The 14973-nt window shown below is 34.5% G+C and carries 14 protein-coding genes; 5 read left to right on the forward strand and 9 right to left on the reverse strand.

Going from position 1 to position 14973, the window contains the following annotated elements; translation table 11 throughout:
• The first annotated feature begins 74 nt into the window (after window positions 1–74).
• Window positions 75–578, forward strand: coding sequence for a TIGR02281 family clan AA aspartic protease (locus AABM58_RS00910; RefSeq protein WP_338406023.1), 504 nt, complete (start codon window positions 75–77; stop codon window positions 576–578).
• A gap of 6 nt (window positions 579–584) precedes the next feature.
• Here AABM58_RS00910 and secF read toward each other — a convergent pair whose 3' ends face one another.
• Together secF and AABM58_RS00920 are read right to left on the reverse strand one after the other, a co-directional pair.
• A complete protein-coding gene (gene secF, locus AABM58_RS00915; RefSeq protein ID WP_338406024.1) occupies window positions 585–1460 on the reverse strand; it encodes a protein translocase subunit SecF in 876 nt (291 codons plus the stop codon).
• Window positions 1461–1510: 50 nt separating this feature from the next.
• On the reverse strand, window positions 1511–3478 hold the full coding sequence (locus AABM58_RS00920; protein WP_338406025.1) for a heme lyase CcmF/NrfE family subunit: 1968 nt from the start codon (window positions 3476–3478) through the stop codon (window positions 1511–1513).
• Window positions 3479–3646: 168 nt separating this feature from the next.
• Here AABM58_RS00920 and AABM58_RS00925 point away from each other — a divergent pair, with 168 nt between their 5' ends.
• Window positions 3647–4888: a hypothetical protein gene (locus AABM58_RS00925; RefSeq protein WP_338406026.1), complete on the forward strand. Its 1242-nt coding sequence runs from the start codon at window positions 3647–3649 to the stop codon at window positions 4886–4888.
• Between the two features lie 114 nt (window positions 4889–5002).
• Window positions 5003–6364 (forward strand): dihydroorotase, encoded by a 1362-nt coding sequence (locus tag AABM58_RS00930; protein ID WP_338406027.1) that lies wholly within the window; start codon window positions 5003–5005, stop codon window positions 6362–6364.
• Window positions 6365–6982: 618 nt separating this feature from the next.
• Here AABM58_RS00930 and AABM58_RS00935 read toward each other — a convergent pair.
• Window positions 6983–8503, reverse strand: a complete 1521-nt coding sequence (locus AABM58_RS00935; protein ID WP_338406028.1) for an HlyD family type I secretion periplasmic adaptor subunit — start codon at window positions 8501–8503, stop codon at window positions 6983–6985.
• Between the two features lie 263 nt (window positions 8504–8766).
• On the opposite strand from AABM58_RS00935, the gene fabG reads away from it, so the two are divergent.
• Window positions 8767–9501 (forward strand): 3-oxoacyl-[acyl-carrier-protein] reductase, encoded by a 735-nt coding sequence (fabG, locus tag AABM58_RS00940; protein ID WP_338406029.1) that lies wholly within the window; start codon window positions 8767–8769, stop codon window positions 9499–9501.
• Between the two features lie 95 nt (window positions 9502–9596).
• Window positions 9597–9941 carry a TrbC/VirB2 family protein gene (locus AABM58_RS00945; protein WP_338406030.1) on the forward strand — a complete coding sequence of 115 codons (345 nt, stop codon included), beginning with the start codon at window positions 9597–9599 and terminating at the stop codon, window positions 9939–9941.
• 21 nt (window positions 9942–9962) lie between these two features.
• Here AABM58_RS00945 and AABM58_RS00950 read toward each other — a convergent pair whose 3' ends face one another.
• From AABM58_RS00950 to AABM58_RS00975, 6 genes are all read right to left on the reverse strand, one after another.
• Window positions 9963–11243, reverse strand: coding sequence for a M48 family metalloprotease (locus tag AABM58_RS00950; RefSeq protein WP_338406031.1), 1281 nt, complete (start codon window positions 11241–11243; stop codon window positions 9963–9965).
• Between the two features lie 71 nt (window positions 11244–11314).
• The gene (gene ribB / locus AABM58_RS00955) at window positions 11315–11968 is read right to left on the reverse strand and encodes a 3,4-dihydroxy-2-butanone-4-phosphate synthase (RefSeq protein WP_338406032.1); all 654 of its coding nucleotides are present in this window, start codon (window positions 11966–11968) and stop codon (window positions 11315–11317) included.
• A gap of 6 nt (window positions 11969–11974) precedes the next feature.
• Entirely contained in the window at window positions 11975–12469 is a 495-nt protein-coding gene (gene greA / locus AABM58_RS00960; RefSeq protein ID WP_264704997.1) for a transcription elongation factor GreA, read from the reverse strand.
• Window positions 12470–12478: 9 nt separating this feature from the next.
• Complete coding sequence (gene atpA, locus AABM58_RS00965; RefSeq protein WP_338406033.1) at window positions 12479–14020, reverse strand: F0F1 ATP synthase subunit alpha; 1542 nt, start codon at window positions 14018–14020, stop codon at window positions 12479–12481.
• Window positions 14017–14577 carry an ATP synthase F1 subunit delta gene (atpH, locus tag AABM58_RS00970; protein ID WP_338406034.1) on the reverse strand — a complete coding sequence of 187 codons (561 nt, stop codon included), beginning with the start codon at window positions 14575–14577 and terminating at the stop codon, window positions 14017–14019. The genes atpA and atpH overlap by 4 nt, the downstream gene beginning before the upstream one ends.
• 41 nt (window positions 14578–14618) lie before the next feature.
• Window positions 14619–14969 (reverse strand): YraN family protein, encoded by a 351-nt coding sequence (locus tag AABM58_RS00975; protein ID WP_338406035.1) that lies wholly within the window; start codon window positions 14967–14969, stop codon window positions 14619–14621.
• Window positions 14970–14973: the final 4 nt, after the last annotated feature.

Genomic DNA, 14973 nt, shown 5'->3' on the forward strand with positions numbered 1-14973 from the left:
ATTTACTTATTTTTAATAATAACTTTTAACGCTAATCTTTAAAATTTATTTTAATAGCTTCGAATTTTAATAATATGAACGCGGTGAAAAATCTAGTTATTTGGTTACTAATAATAGCCACCACTGCAATGCTTATTGATTCACAAAGGGACAAACTAAGCGACAGATTTCTCAGTACTTTTTTACCATATAAAGGAAAAATTCAAAATAGTGGAAGTATCGAATTTACGAAATCATATGATGGACACTTTTATATTCAGGCTCAAGTCAATGATAGCAATATAACGTTTTTGCTTGATACTGGAGCAACCGATATTGTTCTATCACAAAAAGACGCATTACATGCTGGTATTAACTTACAAAACGTTCAGGATTTTAAAATATATGAAACTGCGAAAGGTCAAATAAAAGCTGGAGTGGTCCAAATACCTCAAGTTAAAATAGGAAATTTTTTGATTAATGATGTACAGGCAAGCGTTAACACTCATTCTATGTCTCATTCACTACTTGGAATGAGCTTTTTAAGGTATTTTCATTTCACTATAAGAGATAATAAGTTGATATTATACCGCGACTAAACACTTCTACAATCTGCTTATCAAAGCTCTGTAGGTTAATATAGGAGCAGAAATAAATATTGCAGAACAAGTGCCAATCAAAATACCAAAAAAAATGATCAAGCTGAAGTCTCTCACTGCATCTGTGCAGATTAATGCCAAAGGAAGAGCAGCAAGAAGGGTTGTACCCGAGGTTAATATAGTGCGAAATAATGTAGCGTTGATACTTGCATCTACTATTTCACTCATCCGCCCACTTTTACCACTCTTGCAATACTCTCGAATCCGATCGTATATAATTACTGAGTTATTGATTGAATAACCAATGACAGTGAGAAGAGCTGCAACTGATGAAATATTAAACTCAATGCCAGTTAGGCTAATAAAACCAACAGTTAAAATCACGTCATGAATCAGTGCTGTTATTCCACTGAATCCACATTGCCAATTAAATCTAAACCAAACGTAAAAAAATATTCCAACAATCGCGATCAACATGGATAACATTCCTTCAAATATTTGTGTTGAGCTTATTTGTGGGCCAACATAATCTATTTTACGATAGCTTATTGAGCTCCCCAGCTTTTCTTCTAGTATGCTTTTTATCTTTTTGATTTTATTTTCACCTCCTTCATCTTTAAAACGCATGACTAAATTATCACCCGCTTTTGAACTCTGCACTGTAAAACCATTTTCTTTTAATGCATCGAGAATAGAGTGATTCTCATCTGAAGATTTTATCTCTATCAAAATTCCGCCTGCAAAGTCTATGCCTAAGTTCACTCCACGCAGTACAACAATGAGCATTGAAAAGATGATAAGAATAATGCTAACGAGTGCAGTCAAATCCCTATATTTACTAAACTTGATATTGAGGTTATCTGGAATGAGTCTAAGTGCCATGCTATTTACTTAAACTTGAATTTTATATACTTTTCAAAAAATTCGCTAGTTTATTCTGTGATTAGTCTTGCTCGTCCACTAGAAGGAAAAGCAGCAAGAAGCGAGCCAAAAGCGATGAGGAAGGATCCAAGCCAGATTATAGGCATTCCAGGTTTATAGTGCACTTTAGCTGCGATTTTGCTCTTACTCTTATCAATCTCTCCAATTACAACATAAATATCAGAAAATAAATTGTGGTAGATACTGCTTTCAACATTTTTCTGACCTTCCGCAAGGTAAAATCTATATTCAGGAGTTACTTCACCTAATATCTTATTATTCAGCAAATTCCTGATATCCATTGTACCCCTCACTGCATGGAAATTTTTTTCTTTTATTAGCTCAATATTTCGTAAAGTAACTTTAAATTTATTGACTGTTATGCTATCCCCTATTTTTAAGTAATTTTCTTTTTTCTCCTGCCAACCAACCGAATAAGCTATACCAAGCACTAGAATTGCCACTCCAGCATGAGCAAGCATCATTGCATAGTAGGATTTAGAAACTCTTCTTGCTAATAAAATTGATTCACCAAATGCTACCTTAAATAAACGAATTCTTTTACTGTATGCTTCTAAAACAAAGATTAATAATGCTATGGAGATGGTAATTGATAGCACAATCATTAGCTCCATGTGAAAGATAAACGGCAAAATAGCTGCAGCACTGCAGAATGAGAATCTGTATTCACGGAATATTGGCAATAGACTATTTCCCTGCCAACTGCAGTATTGCCCGATCATGGTGAGCACTAGAATAGCTAGTGCAATAGAGTTAAATAAAGAATTGTAATATGGTGCTCCAACTGAAATTAATTCACCGGTTAAATATTCGAGCACTGTAGGATATAAAGTGCCAACGAACACAATGAAAAAGGCAGTGATGAATAATAAATTGTTCATCAGCATCATCGTAAGGCTTGAAAAGAATCTTCTACCCTCTGTCACTTGAGTAGCAAGTTTCTTTCTGGATTCCAGTGTCACGCACTGGAATGACATTGCAGATGTGTGATTTTTTCTCGTAAACACTACAAATATTACTAAGCTACTGACTGTAATTACACCAAGTAGAGTTAATATATACAGTCCATACCTTGGATCATCTGCAAACGTGTGCACTGAAGTAAGTATTCCTGAGCGGACTAGAAATGTTCCAGTCACACTCAATATAAAAGTTGTAAGCGTAAGTAAAATAGCAAAGTTTCTTAAAACATTGAAATTTCGTACCACAAGCAACAAATGTGTCAGCGCTACTGCAATTAGCCACGGCATCAAAGAAACGTTTTCCACTGGATCCCAAAACCAAAATCCACCCCACCCAAGTTCGCGATATGCCCACCAGCTACCCAAGCTGATGCCCAAAGTGAGCAGCGACCAAGAAATAAGTATCCAAGACCTGACAATTTTAGCCCAAACATTTCCTTCAACTTTTGCAATTAATCCAGCTATAGAGAGCGAAAAAGGAACACTAAATCCAAGGTACCCCAAATATAATATCGGTGGATGAATAGCAAGGCCTATATCTTGCAATATCGGATTAAAACCCAGTCCATCTGTTTCAATGCCTGGCATTTTAGTAAAAGGATTCGACTCAAGTAAAGTGAACAGTAAAAAACAAAAGCAAATCAAGCCTTGGGTGATCAAGGATACTTTCTTCAATTTACTGTCGTTATCAATAAAAATACCCATCAGAAATAGGTAAAAGGTAAGTACTAATGCCCAAAGCAACATGGACCCTTCTTTGTTTCCCCAAACACCACAAATCTTGTAGATCAAAGGTTTTGTTGTGTGTGAGTGGTAGTATACGTTTTCAAGTGAAAAATCATTTGTAATGTGGCAGTAGATCAAAATAGCCATTGATGTTGATACACAAAAAAATATGGCAGTGGTAATAAACCGACAAGAACTAAGCGGTAAAAACAAATATGTCAAAGACAATAAGCAGGCTATGAGTAGCAATATATTCCCAAATTCAGGCATAAAAAATTATAGTTTTTATATAAACAATATTACTGATGACAAGTAAGAAGTTAAAGTGTTAATTGATGCTAGCATAATGCTCCCGTAGTTAGCTGTGCTAGTATTAATTAAAAATTAAATATTAAATCTTTATACTTTTATAGATAGCGTTAATATTGAGGTAACATTGTGGGTACAACTAAGATTAGTAAATTTCCATTTAATATAAAAGGTAAAGTGGCAAAACAACATGCCGAACCAATAGTCGCAAAAAATCTCTATACTATTTTGGGATTCAAAGATATAGAAGATTTTGGAAATAAGACAAGTAAGCTTGTTAATAAAAAAGTTTGGCAATCATTTGTTGACTGCTTTGCAAAAGAAATAGATTATGCAGCAACCGAAAAAGTTGTAAAAAACATCGTTTGTAACATTGCAAAAAGTGATCAAGGTAATGCTTTTACCAAAACTGAACATCTGATATTAAATGAAAAGCAAGATAATAAAAAGAGAGAAAAAGCGATTAGAAAAGCTATTAGTATTTTGAGGAAAATCAATCCAGAAAAAGCCTTTAATGAACTTTCAGTAATAAAAAAACAAGCTGAAGATTTTTTACAAACCGATTTTTATAAAGCACAGAGTAAACCACTTCAAGGATTTGCTCCCTCCGGTGGACAGCTCTTTGCGGAAACTCTGAAATATATAGAAACACTAGAAAGATTATCCGAAGTAAAAAAAGAAGGGCTAGTTAAAGATTTCTTGTTAAATCATGTTAGTTCATTGAATAAAAAGTATCCTAAATCACAGAGTAAAAGGGAAGATGCTATAACAATACTATCAAGTGATGAGTTGAAGAATTTTTACAATAAAGGTGTAGAAGAAGGAATATTACAACCAATGGCATCTTACAAAGAATGTAGAAACCTGTATGACAAAATGAACCAGATAAAAAATGAATCCAAAAGTATAATTAAAAGAGAAGAACGGGAAGAAAATTTAAAGAAAATAGATAAGTCGATAATCAGCGCAATTAATGACATAAAAAAACATAGAGAAGCAATCCTTAACTGTAAAGACTTTCAAAGTTCTTACATAAAAGAGAAAAAAGAACATCCATTTAGAGGCAACGCATGTCAAAAAATGATTGATATATATCAAGAGAGAATTGTTGGATATCAGGAGAAAATTCGTCAAAACTTAAACCAAATAAAAGCGATATTAAAAAGTGCGCCGCAAGAAATGGATGATGTGGAAGAATTAGAGGAAATAATCGATGGTATACATGAAGCAAAACAGTTCGATGAAGATTTTGATTCAGCTTTAATTTGTTTATCGAACATGCAGAATGAGCTAGATATTCAACTGGAAAATCCTCCAACAGAGCTAAGAGTTTCACACATTAACGTTAAAACTAAGCTAATTAGGTTATAAGGGCGGGATTTTTGGGATAATTTTAATTCAAGACAGCTCTTAGTCTGTGTTTTAATTTGGTTGTGTTTTATTAAAAAAACTTTAGATTTATTGCATAATCGATACTCAAATATAATGACACAGACTTGGAATTTGTTACAAACAGGGCAAAAGGAAGGCTATAAAATTGCGTATACTAATGCTCGTATTATCGACCCGGAAACTAAACTTGATATAAAAGGTTCGCTATTGACTGAAGGGGATAAAATTGTTGATTTTGGCGAATCATTATTTTCAACAAGTGGAGTTGACGAAACAATAGACTGTAAAGGGCTTGTTCTAATGCCAGGCCTTATTGACATTCACGTACATTTTCGTGAACCAGGGCAGGAACATAAAGAAACTATATATACAGGTAGCAAATCTGCAGCTGCGGGAGGTGTTACAACTGTAGTTTGTCAGCCGAACACTGCTCCAGCAATTGATAGCGTTGTTTTGGCTAAATATTTGAAATATAGAGCATTTGAAACTTCGCATGTGAATGTTGAATTTTACGCTAAAATCACCACTTCGGAAGAACACCTGACTGAAATGGCACTTTTAAAGGAAGCAGGTGCGGTTGGGTTCACTGATGATGGCATGCCAGTTATGAACCCAATGATTATGAGACAGGCGCTGCTTTATTCAAGCATGCTGGGTGTTCCTATTGCTCAACATGCAGAAGATTTAAATTTATCAGCAGGTGGTGCAATCAACGAAGGTAAAATTTCTGAAGAATTGGGAGTAAAGGGAATCTTGAGTGCATCAGAATCGGTTATGGTAAGTCGCGATATACTGCTCATGAAAGATATGGAGAATGTGCACTACCATATTTTACATGTCTCTTCAAAAGATTCACTTGATGCTATTAAACGTGCAAAAGATTTGGGATTAAATGTTACGTGCGAAGTAACCCCTCATCACTTCACTTTGACTGAAGATATAGTAAAACAACATGGGGCAATTGCAAAAATGAACCCGCCACTTCGCACTGAAGAAGATCGTTTAGCTATGATTGAAGGTTTAAAGACAGGTGTGATTGACTGCATTGCAACCGATCACGCTCCGCATGATCGTAGTTCTAAAGATCTGCCACTTGAAAATGCTGCATTTGGTATTGTTGGTCTTGAAACAATGCTGCCCCTTTCACTTGAACTCTATCACAGTGGGCAAATGGGTCTACTTGATGTGCTCGCAAAATTGACATATAAGCCTGCAGATATAATACACATACCACGTGGTCGTATACAAAAAAACCTTGCTGCAGACTTAATTTTAGTTGACCTCAATCATGAATGGGAAATTAAAACTGACAACTTTGCTAGTAAATCAAAGAATTCCCCTTTCGATGGTCGCAAAGTAAAAGGACACATAGTACGCACTGTTGTGTCCGGCAAAACTGTATACTCACAGAAGCCCCCTCTCATCATTCCAGTACCCCCCATCCAAGTAGCGTGACACTGGTTCCTTAACAAGAGATCCCGCTAACAAGTAGCGGGATGACGGTTGTCGTTTAGCTACAAACATTAAGAAATTCACCAAACGAAAAAAAAGGCAAAAGAAGCCCCGTGGTTGGCTAATTACTTACATTATACTTTCAAGTATGGCGTTTTTTTATTCTAAACACTTAATAATCGCGATTCAGCTACTTTTAAACCGCAACTAATCTAAATTATAAACGTTAAGAAATTTACTAAACAGAAAAAAAGGCAAAAGAAACCCTAGGGTAGCTAGTTATTCACTATCCATTTTTTAAGTTGGCGTTTTTTTATGTTTTAAACGCTTTATAAGCGCGTTTCAGCTTATGTAGGTAGAAATTTTATAAGACATAAGGTGCACATAGTGCAAAAAATTAAACATGATACGCCAGATACGTGAGTTTTTTTGTCATTTAATCTGTACAGAGAAGATAAATAAATAGCTTCAGTTTTATGATAAGAGGGCTGGCGGAGTTTGTCAAGGAAGTTTTTTCGTTTCTACTGAATGACGGCTACGCGCTGCCAAAACTGGCTTGTTATGCAAGAAGTCCACTCTAAGACCTTAGCACCGTTATGAAAAAAGCCTATTTACTCTAATCTACCTTTCTATAAAAGACCTATCGACTGTTGCAATTATAGGCGTAAATAAGAATGATAAAAGAGTACGGGATTGAGTAACTATGTACACTTCTGCTGGCATACCAGGGTATAGGTATACATTTTTAAATTGAGCAAGCTCTGACTTTGGTATCACCACGCGCACTGAATAATAACGCCCTAGTCTTGGATCATCAAGAGCGTCAGGAGAAATATGGCTTACTATACCACTAATTAAACTTAAACGACGTGCACTGTAAGCACTTAACCGGACTTTAACCTTTAGCCCTTCTAGCCCATCAATAGAGACTATGTTGCTATCTTTCTTTTGTGCCGACAGTACCTCTTCTATGTTTCTGGTCTGAATTTTAGCATCTATTATTAGGTCATCATCCGATGGCACTACGCTCATGATCGGAACTCCAGATTGTATAACACCACCTTCAGTATGGTATCTTATATCTGTCACTATCCCATCTTGAGGCGATTTTATTATTGTACGTGCTAATGAATCTTCAGCAACCATCAGCCTCTCTTTCAAGTCTGCAATAGACGTACTAACTTCCTTAAGTTCAGCGTTTGCTCTTTCTTGAGAATCATTTTTTACGTTTATAATTTCTAATTCGTTCTCTCCAATTTTTTGCTGCACTTGAGATATTGCAGAACGGTAATGTCCAACTCTGCCTTCAATTTCAGCAAACTGTTTTTCTAAAGCTAAAATGTGTGGTTTGCTTATATGGCCACTATCAAGTAATTGTCTTTTTGTTTCCAACTCCTCAGTTATCAAGTCATATTGCTTATGAGCTGCATTTAGTTGAAAGTTTAGCCCCGCTAATTCATCATTTAACTGTTTTATACGTTGCTGCAGTATGTCCGTTTTTCCCAATATGCTCTTTCTCTGAGAGTTAAACAATTTTACTTGATTCTTTATCACTTTATTTACAAGCTCATCGTTAGATAATTTTTTAACCTCATCAGAAAATTCTAGTGTGTCCAAATCTACTCTGATTGCAAGAAGCCTTGCTTCTGTTGCTAAAAATGATAAGAGCTTCTCTTTGATGATACTTAAATTCGCCTTCTCGTTAACATCACTTAATAAAACTAAAGGCTCATCTTTTTTAACTGCTTGGCTCTCTTTTACTAAAATTTTGCTTATTATTCCTCCACCCAAGTGTTGAACTATTTTCCTATTTGAAGACACAATAACTTCTCCACTTGCATGCACCGCCCCGTCAATTGGAGCTATAGCCGACCAAATACCACCTATCCCAAAAAAGATGAGTATCACTATCAGACCAAAAGATAGTGGCCCCCATGTTACTTTCAGGACTTCATTTACGTTATTACTTTCGCGTTTTAAAATAAAATTTATCATCGCATCAATCAATGCGAACGTCTTATCCAAAAATTTTGGGTACTTCTTCTTTTTATTTCTTGTTTCTTGCATATTTATATCATCACTATGGCCAATCAGGCCTGTCAAAGAAAATCCAGTGCTAAGCTTTTTTAACTTACTGATCATAATACTACTGTGAATTTGTGTTAACTCAAGATAACACACAAAAACAAAGAATCTATAATTTAAGCATTCCATTTAGACTGTAGAGCACCAGAATAAACTATTTAGTAACAATTCCTGCAACTATGTTTTTAAAATTTTTTGACGTTTAACTTTATTATAACTTTTCCTTTATTTTGTGAATATCTGAGTTACTTATATTATGTAAGAAATCTATTGCCAACCAGTCAATATTCTGTTAGGAATTAAGATAATATAAAGTTATTATGTTTAAATTGGAAAGCAGAAAGTTCCTGATTACTGGCGCATCAGGCGGAATAGGGCAAGCAATTGTAAAAATTATGCACAAAGCCGGAGCAACTTTATGTATTTCTGGCACAAAAAAAGAAGTACTCGAAGAAGTTGCTAAACAATATGAAAAAAATATGCACATACTCCCTTGTGACTTATCAAATGCTGAGGAAGTAAATCAACTAGTAAATAGAGCAAGTGAGTTGATGGAAGGCTTTGACGGGCTTGTATGCAATGCGGGCATTACGCGAGACAGTTTATTATTGAGGATGACAGATGAAGCATGGCAAAAAGTAATTGATATTAACTTGAGCTCTACATTTAAGCTGAGTAGAGAAGCATGCAGGAAACTAATTAAGAATAATTGGGGAAGAATTATAAATATTTCCTCAATAATAGGGCTGACAGGAAACGCCGGGCAAGCAAATTATGCAGCGTCTAAAGCTGGAATAATAGCTATGAGCAAATCTATAGCAAAAGAAGTTGCAAGTCGTAATATAACAGTAAATTGTATTGCTCCTGGGTTTATAGATACTAAAATGACTGAAGTTTTAAATGAAGGACAAAAGGGAAAAATATTAGATAATATTCCAATGAAAAGAATGGGAACAGGGGAAGAAATAGCAGCAGGGGTCTTATTTTTAGCAAGTGATGAAGCAAAATATATAACAGGGCATGTGCTTAACATTAATGGTGGGTTATTTATGTAGCAACACTTATGTATGGACAAATTATAATTTTTATTTTAAAATAAAAATATGTGTAGGTTTAAGTTTGCATTAATTTATTATTTAAAGGCAAGAAAATGAGCTCTATGATAAAAAGATTTTTTAGTATTTTTTGTGTAGTATTACTTTTCTCTTTCTCAGGTTATGCAGCTACCACTGATCCTGATATGGATGACACAACTAAAGTAATATGCAATATTATTGGTTACGTTTGGGGAATAGGCGGTCCACTTATGACGGTAGTAATAATTGGTGCAGCTTTGCTTGCAATATTTGGCAGGATGCCGTGGCCAGCCCTCTTTGCTCTAGGCATGTTCTGTGGTGTATTTTTTGGCGCTAAAACTATCATAACGAAAATTATGCCCAACGTAAGCGATGAAGCAAAAGCTATGTTGGAAAAGTGTGGACAAAATAACCCATAAAAGTACAGAAATGCTTTTTTGTTATCCATTAAATCGCTTCATATCTTCAACTTGCAACAAATAAGGGCTATCTTTTGGTAAAGTTTTAACAGCTAGCTCAGCATATTTTGTAAATTGCTTTAAATTACCTTCAATGCAAGCCTTTTTTGTCAAGGCAAAATAATGCATTGCCGTATCAGCTTCACATTTATATGCAATGCTTAAATATTTCCAGACAAAAGCGTTATTTGGTTCTACATTCAAAATCTGCTCCAGGTAAAAAATCGCCTTTTTTGCATCACTGTGTAATAATAAAGTATGAGATAATGCAAGTTTTACTAAATAACTATTCTTCTCAGATAAATACCTAAGCGATTCTTCATACATTTTTATTGCTTCACTTAAGTTTCCAGCTTTGTATAGCATTTCTGCTTTTAATTCATATAGGTATGGATCACTGTGTGACTCTTGAATCAATGAGTTAACTTTAGCAATAGCCTCTTCTATCTTTCCTTGCCTATAGCAAACTATAGCATTTACATACTCAGAATTATCTTCATATTTATTAGATAACACATGAATAGGAGCAAAGAAAGAGTCTAGCTTTGCAACCACACGCTCAAACTTTAGTAACTTATCCGCAAAAATTGGTTTTACGTTGTTTTTGACCTTATAATTTTGTACAGCAAATATGCGTTTCTCACTAAGTGGGTGAGTGCGGAAATATTCCTCGGTGTTCTCATGCTCAATACTTTTAAAATAATCAAAAATCTCTTTCATACCTGAATTATCATAGCTAGATTCATCAAGGTACCTTAAAGCATAGCTATCTGCTACACTTTCTTGCTCTTGAGAATAGTTAAAAAATAGCCTTGAACTGAATGCTACACCACTAAGCAAAATTGCACCAGCAACCTGAGGGTTAATGATAATACTAGAAACTAATCCTACCATATAACTAATCATTGCTATCGATTGAAAATAACCCATAGCACTACTCATTTGCAATATATGACCAGCAGATATGTGAGCAATCTCATGTGCTAATATACCAAGCAGGACATAAGGTTTAGCCGAATATCGTAAAAGCCCTAAATGAATGAAGATACTGTTATTGTTAATTACAAAAGCATTAATCGAATTGTCATTAATTATAAAAACTTTTATTCGGTCACTATCAATGTTTGCAGCGAAAAATAAAGGTTGCGCTAGCTCTTTCACTATTGCTTCCACTTCACTATCTCTAATAATGTTAATAGAGTAAGCATTATTATAATATGCAAAAAAGAACAATAAGGTCAAAAACTTAGCAATTCTAAACATGAAAATTCTGTGCTTGTATAATTTATAGGAATTCTATATTTTAACACTTAAATTATACAAATTTATAAACGCTAGTTTAATTTTTTAACGTAACTGATAAGTTTGTCGATGGTAGTTAACTTAATTTTATGTTGTTCAGCAAATTTAAGCAACTGAGGTAAGCGCATCATAGAGCCATCATCATTCACTAATTCACACCCTACAGCTGCATGATTAAGACCAACCAACTTTGCTATTTCAACACTTGCTTCAGTGTGACCATTGCGTGCTAAAACCCCGCCTTCATTTGCAATAATAGGGAAAACATGCCCTGGAGTAATAATATCGTCCTTAGTACTCTTTTCATCAATGGCAGTAAGTATCGTATGCGTTCTATCATGAGCAGAAACACCTGTTGTGATACCATAACGTGCATCAATTGATGTAGTAAATGCAGTATGAGGAGCAATCTTTTCGTCTACATTACTTCTCTCCATAAACTCAAGATCTAGTTTACTCATATGAAGCTCTGTCATGGCTAAAAATACAATACCAGTACCGTATCTAACCATAAAAGCCATATGTTCCGGCTTTATTTTCTCAGCTAAGACAATCAAATCACCTTCATTTTCTCTATTTTCATCATCAACTAAAATGAATAATTTACCGGAACGAGCATCCTCTAATACATCTTCCACAGAAGAAATACCGGGTAGACTCATTGAAGCATAAGTGGCCTGTACCATAATAATTTACTTAAATTCAATCTTAACTATTTTATACAATTTCTCTCCATTTGGCACTGTCACTTCCACATACTCACCGACTTTTTTGCCGATTAAAGCACTCCCGAGTGGTGAACTAGTAGATATTAACTGCTTTGAAACATCAGCTTCATATTCGCCTACAACCTTATAAACATATTCCACTTCACCGTTATTATCACTTAACATGCTTAATGTCACAGTTGCACCAAATATTACTGAATCACCAGACAAATTTTTTACTTCTATTACTTCCGCATGTGAGAGCTTACTTTCTATCTCCATTATACGGCCTTCAATAAAACCTAACCTTTCCCGTGCAGCATGATACTCTGCGTTTTCAGACAAATCACCTTGATCACGAGCATCAGAAATAGCTTGTATAACAGAAGGCTTTTCTTCCTTTAATTTTTCAAGTTCGGCTTGCATATTCTCAAAACCTTCCCTCGTCATAGGAAATTTATTAATAATAGATGAAGCCATAATTACCACCTAAACGCAATTAAACTGAGTAACAAAATTACTCACAATATTAAAAATATCACCTTTTATATCACCATTCATGTCATTTGACAACTTTTTTAAAACCCCAGGGTGTACAGTACGAAAATAATTAACAAGATCATGTTCAAATTTATTAACGTTACTTATTTGTATTTTACTTAACTGATTATATAGACTAGAAAAAATATACATCAGCACTACTTGCTCTTCTATTGGCATAGGTAAATGTTGTTTTTGCTTTAATAACTCAACAAGATATTTACCCTTATTCAAGGATAATTGAACACTAGCATCAAGATCAGAACCAAATTTTGCAAAATCTTCTAATTCTCTATACTGAGCTAAGCTTAGCTTTATAGAACCAGCAACTTTTTTCACAGACTTTAATTGTGCAGCAGAACCAACCCGTGAAACCGACAAACCTATATTTACTGCAGGTCGAAATCCTTTATAAAATAATTCAGACTCAAGAAAGATCTGCCCATCGGTAATTGAAATAACATTTGTTGGCACATATGCAGATACATCACCAGCTTGAGTTTCGACAATTGGCAAAGCAGTTAAAGACCCCTGCCCTTTTTTATCAGACATTTTAGCAGCTCTTTCAAGCAAGCGAGAATGTACATAGAATATATCTCCAGGGTAAGCTTCACGACCAGGAGGACGTCTGAGCAATAAAGACATCTGCCTATATGCTACAGCATGCTTAGATAAATCATCATATACAATCAAACAATGCATTCCATTGTCACGAAAAAATTCCCCAATAGTGCAACCAGCATAAGGTGCTAAAAATTGCATAGGCGCGCAGTCAGATGCACTAGCCACAACTACAGTTGTATACTCTAATGCTCCACTTTCTTTTAGCTTATTTACCACTTTTGCTACTGTTGAAATTTTTTGTCCAATAGCAACATAAACACAGTAAACTTTTTGATTTTCATCTACTTCATCATTAATCTTCTTCTGATTTATAATAGTATCAAGCGCAATAGTAGTTTTACCAATTTGTCTATCGCCAATAATTAATTCACGTTGCCCTCTACCTATTGGAATTAGCAAATCTATAATTTTAATTCCTGTTTGCAACGGTTCATGCACAGATTTACGATCAATAATACCTGGCGCTTTGGATTCTATATCCATTCTGTTTTTGGCTCTAATTTCCCCACCGTCGTCTATAGGATGGCCCAACGCATTTACAACTCTCCCTAACAATTCATGCCCTACAGGCACCTGCACAACATTACCACTACATTTTACAACATCCCCTTCTTTCACATCACGGTCATTACCAAGCACAACTATTCCAGCCGTATCATGATCTAAATCAAGAACTATTCCTTCTACACCGCTTGCAAAAAATACCTTTTCACCGAATTTTGCTTTTTCCAGTCCATAAACCAATGCAATACCATCTGTTACTGAAATTACTTCACCTATATTTTCCCGCTTTATAGGATTATCAAACGTCTCAACTTTTTCCCTTATTACACTTGCTATCTCAGAAACATTCATACTGTTCTTCATACAAAATTCCTTACTTTTAATATTTCCATTTTACTTAAGTCAACTAACCTATCCAAGTAACTTTTTAGCGAAGCATCGATCAAATTAAAACCATACCTAACTACGAAGCCACCTAGTATAGAAGGGTCAATCACATTGCTTACTTTTATTATTTTACCAAGAAAGCTCAAAGATTCAGTAATTATTTTTATATCAGATTCCTTTAAAGTTTCTGCTGACTTTATAGTAATCTCGAATTCATTTTCATTTTCTCTTGCAAGACTTAAGAATTTTTCTAATATAAGGATCAATAAACTAGAGCGTTTATTTGCAAATATAACCATAATAAATTTTACTAAATTCTCACTCAAGTGCTCATTTATAGAAAGTATCACTTCTTTTTTGTGTGCAAAAGAAATCATAGGATGAGATAGGTACACAAAAACATCACGTTGATCCTTAAAAAAAGCCAACAAAAATTCTACTTCTTTCCTTATAATACCTAACCTGCTTCCTGAGACATGAAACAGCACTCTAGCGTAAGATGAAACTAAATTATTGTATTGGGTCTTTTTCATATTAAATCCAGTAAATCTAAATTAATTCAGCTACAAATCTTTCATTCTTCAATCCAAGCATTTTTTATATAAACAGGTCTTCTCTTTAAGGAAAGAAAATATAAATCATATCTGACTGAATAATTTAAAAAACTAAGGTTTTTACTTAAGAAATACTTAGAAGAATTTATAATAGACTGACATTGAAGATGAGATATCGGTATTTCTTTTCCAAGTAAACTTGTTTTAACTTCTATAAAAATCAGCTCCTTTTTTTTAGATACAATTAAGTCAATTTCACCGAACTTACAACGGTAACGACGTTTTATAACATTATACCATTTCAGCCTTAAACACGCTAAAATTAACAATTCGCCAAAGTAACCTATAAAGTAGCGTAACCTACTTACCATAAGA

It is taken from the genome of Wolbachia endosymbiont (group A) of Longitarsus flavicornis (assembly GCF_963931955.1).
Classification (GTDB): domain Bacteria; phylum Pseudomonadota; class Alphaproteobacteria; order Rickettsiales; family Anaplasmataceae; genus Wolbachia.

Coding starts and splice junctions, on each gene's coding strand:
- AABM58_RS00910 (WP_338406023.1), top strand. CDS start 75: ATGAACGCGGTGAAAAATCTAGTTATTTGGTTACTAATAATAGCCACC.
- secF (WP_338406024.1), bottom strand. CDS start 1,460: ATGGCACTTAGACTCATTCCAGATAACCTCAATATCAAGTTTAGTAAA.
- AABM58_RS00920 (WP_338406025.1), bottom strand. CDS start 3,478: ATGCCTGAATTTGGGAATATATTGCTACTCATAGCCTGCTTATTGTCT.
- AABM58_RS00930 (WP_338406027.1), top strand. CDS start 5,003: ATGACACAGACTTGGAATTTGTTACAAACAGGGCAAAAGGAAGGCTAT.
- AABM58_RS00935 (WP_338406028.1), bottom strand. CDS start 8,503: ATGATCAGTAAGTTAAAAAAGCTTAGCACTGGATTTTCTTTGACAGGC.
- fabG (WP_338406029.1), top strand. CDS start 8,767: ATGTTTAAATTGGAAAGCAGAAAGTTCCTGATTACTGGCGCATCAGGC.
- AABM58_RS00945 (WP_338406030.1), top strand. CDS start 9,597: ATGAGCTCTATGATAAAAAGATTTTTTAGTATTTTTTGTGTAGTATTA.
- AABM58_RS00950 (WP_338406031.1), bottom strand. CDS start 11,243: ATGTTTAGAATTGCTAAGTTTTTGACCTTATTGTTCTTTTTTGCATAT.
- ribB (WP_338406032.1), bottom strand. CDS start 11,968: ATGGTACAGGCCACTTATGCTTCAATGAGTCTACCCGGTATTTCTTCT.
- greA (WP_264704997.1), bottom strand. CDS start 12,469: ATGGCTTCATCTATTATTAATAAATTTCCTATGACGAGGGAAGGTTTT.
- atpA (WP_338406033.1), bottom strand. CDS start 14,020: ATGAAGAACAGTATGAATGTTTCTGAGATAGCAAGTGTAATAAGGGAA.
- atpH (WP_338406034.1), bottom strand. CDS start 14,577: ATGAAAAAGACCCAATACAATAATTTAGTTTCATCTTACGCTAGAGTG.
- AABM58_RS00975 (WP_338406035.1), bottom strand. CDS start 14,969: ATGGTAAGTAGGTTACGCTACTTTATAGGTTACTTTGGCGAATTGTTA.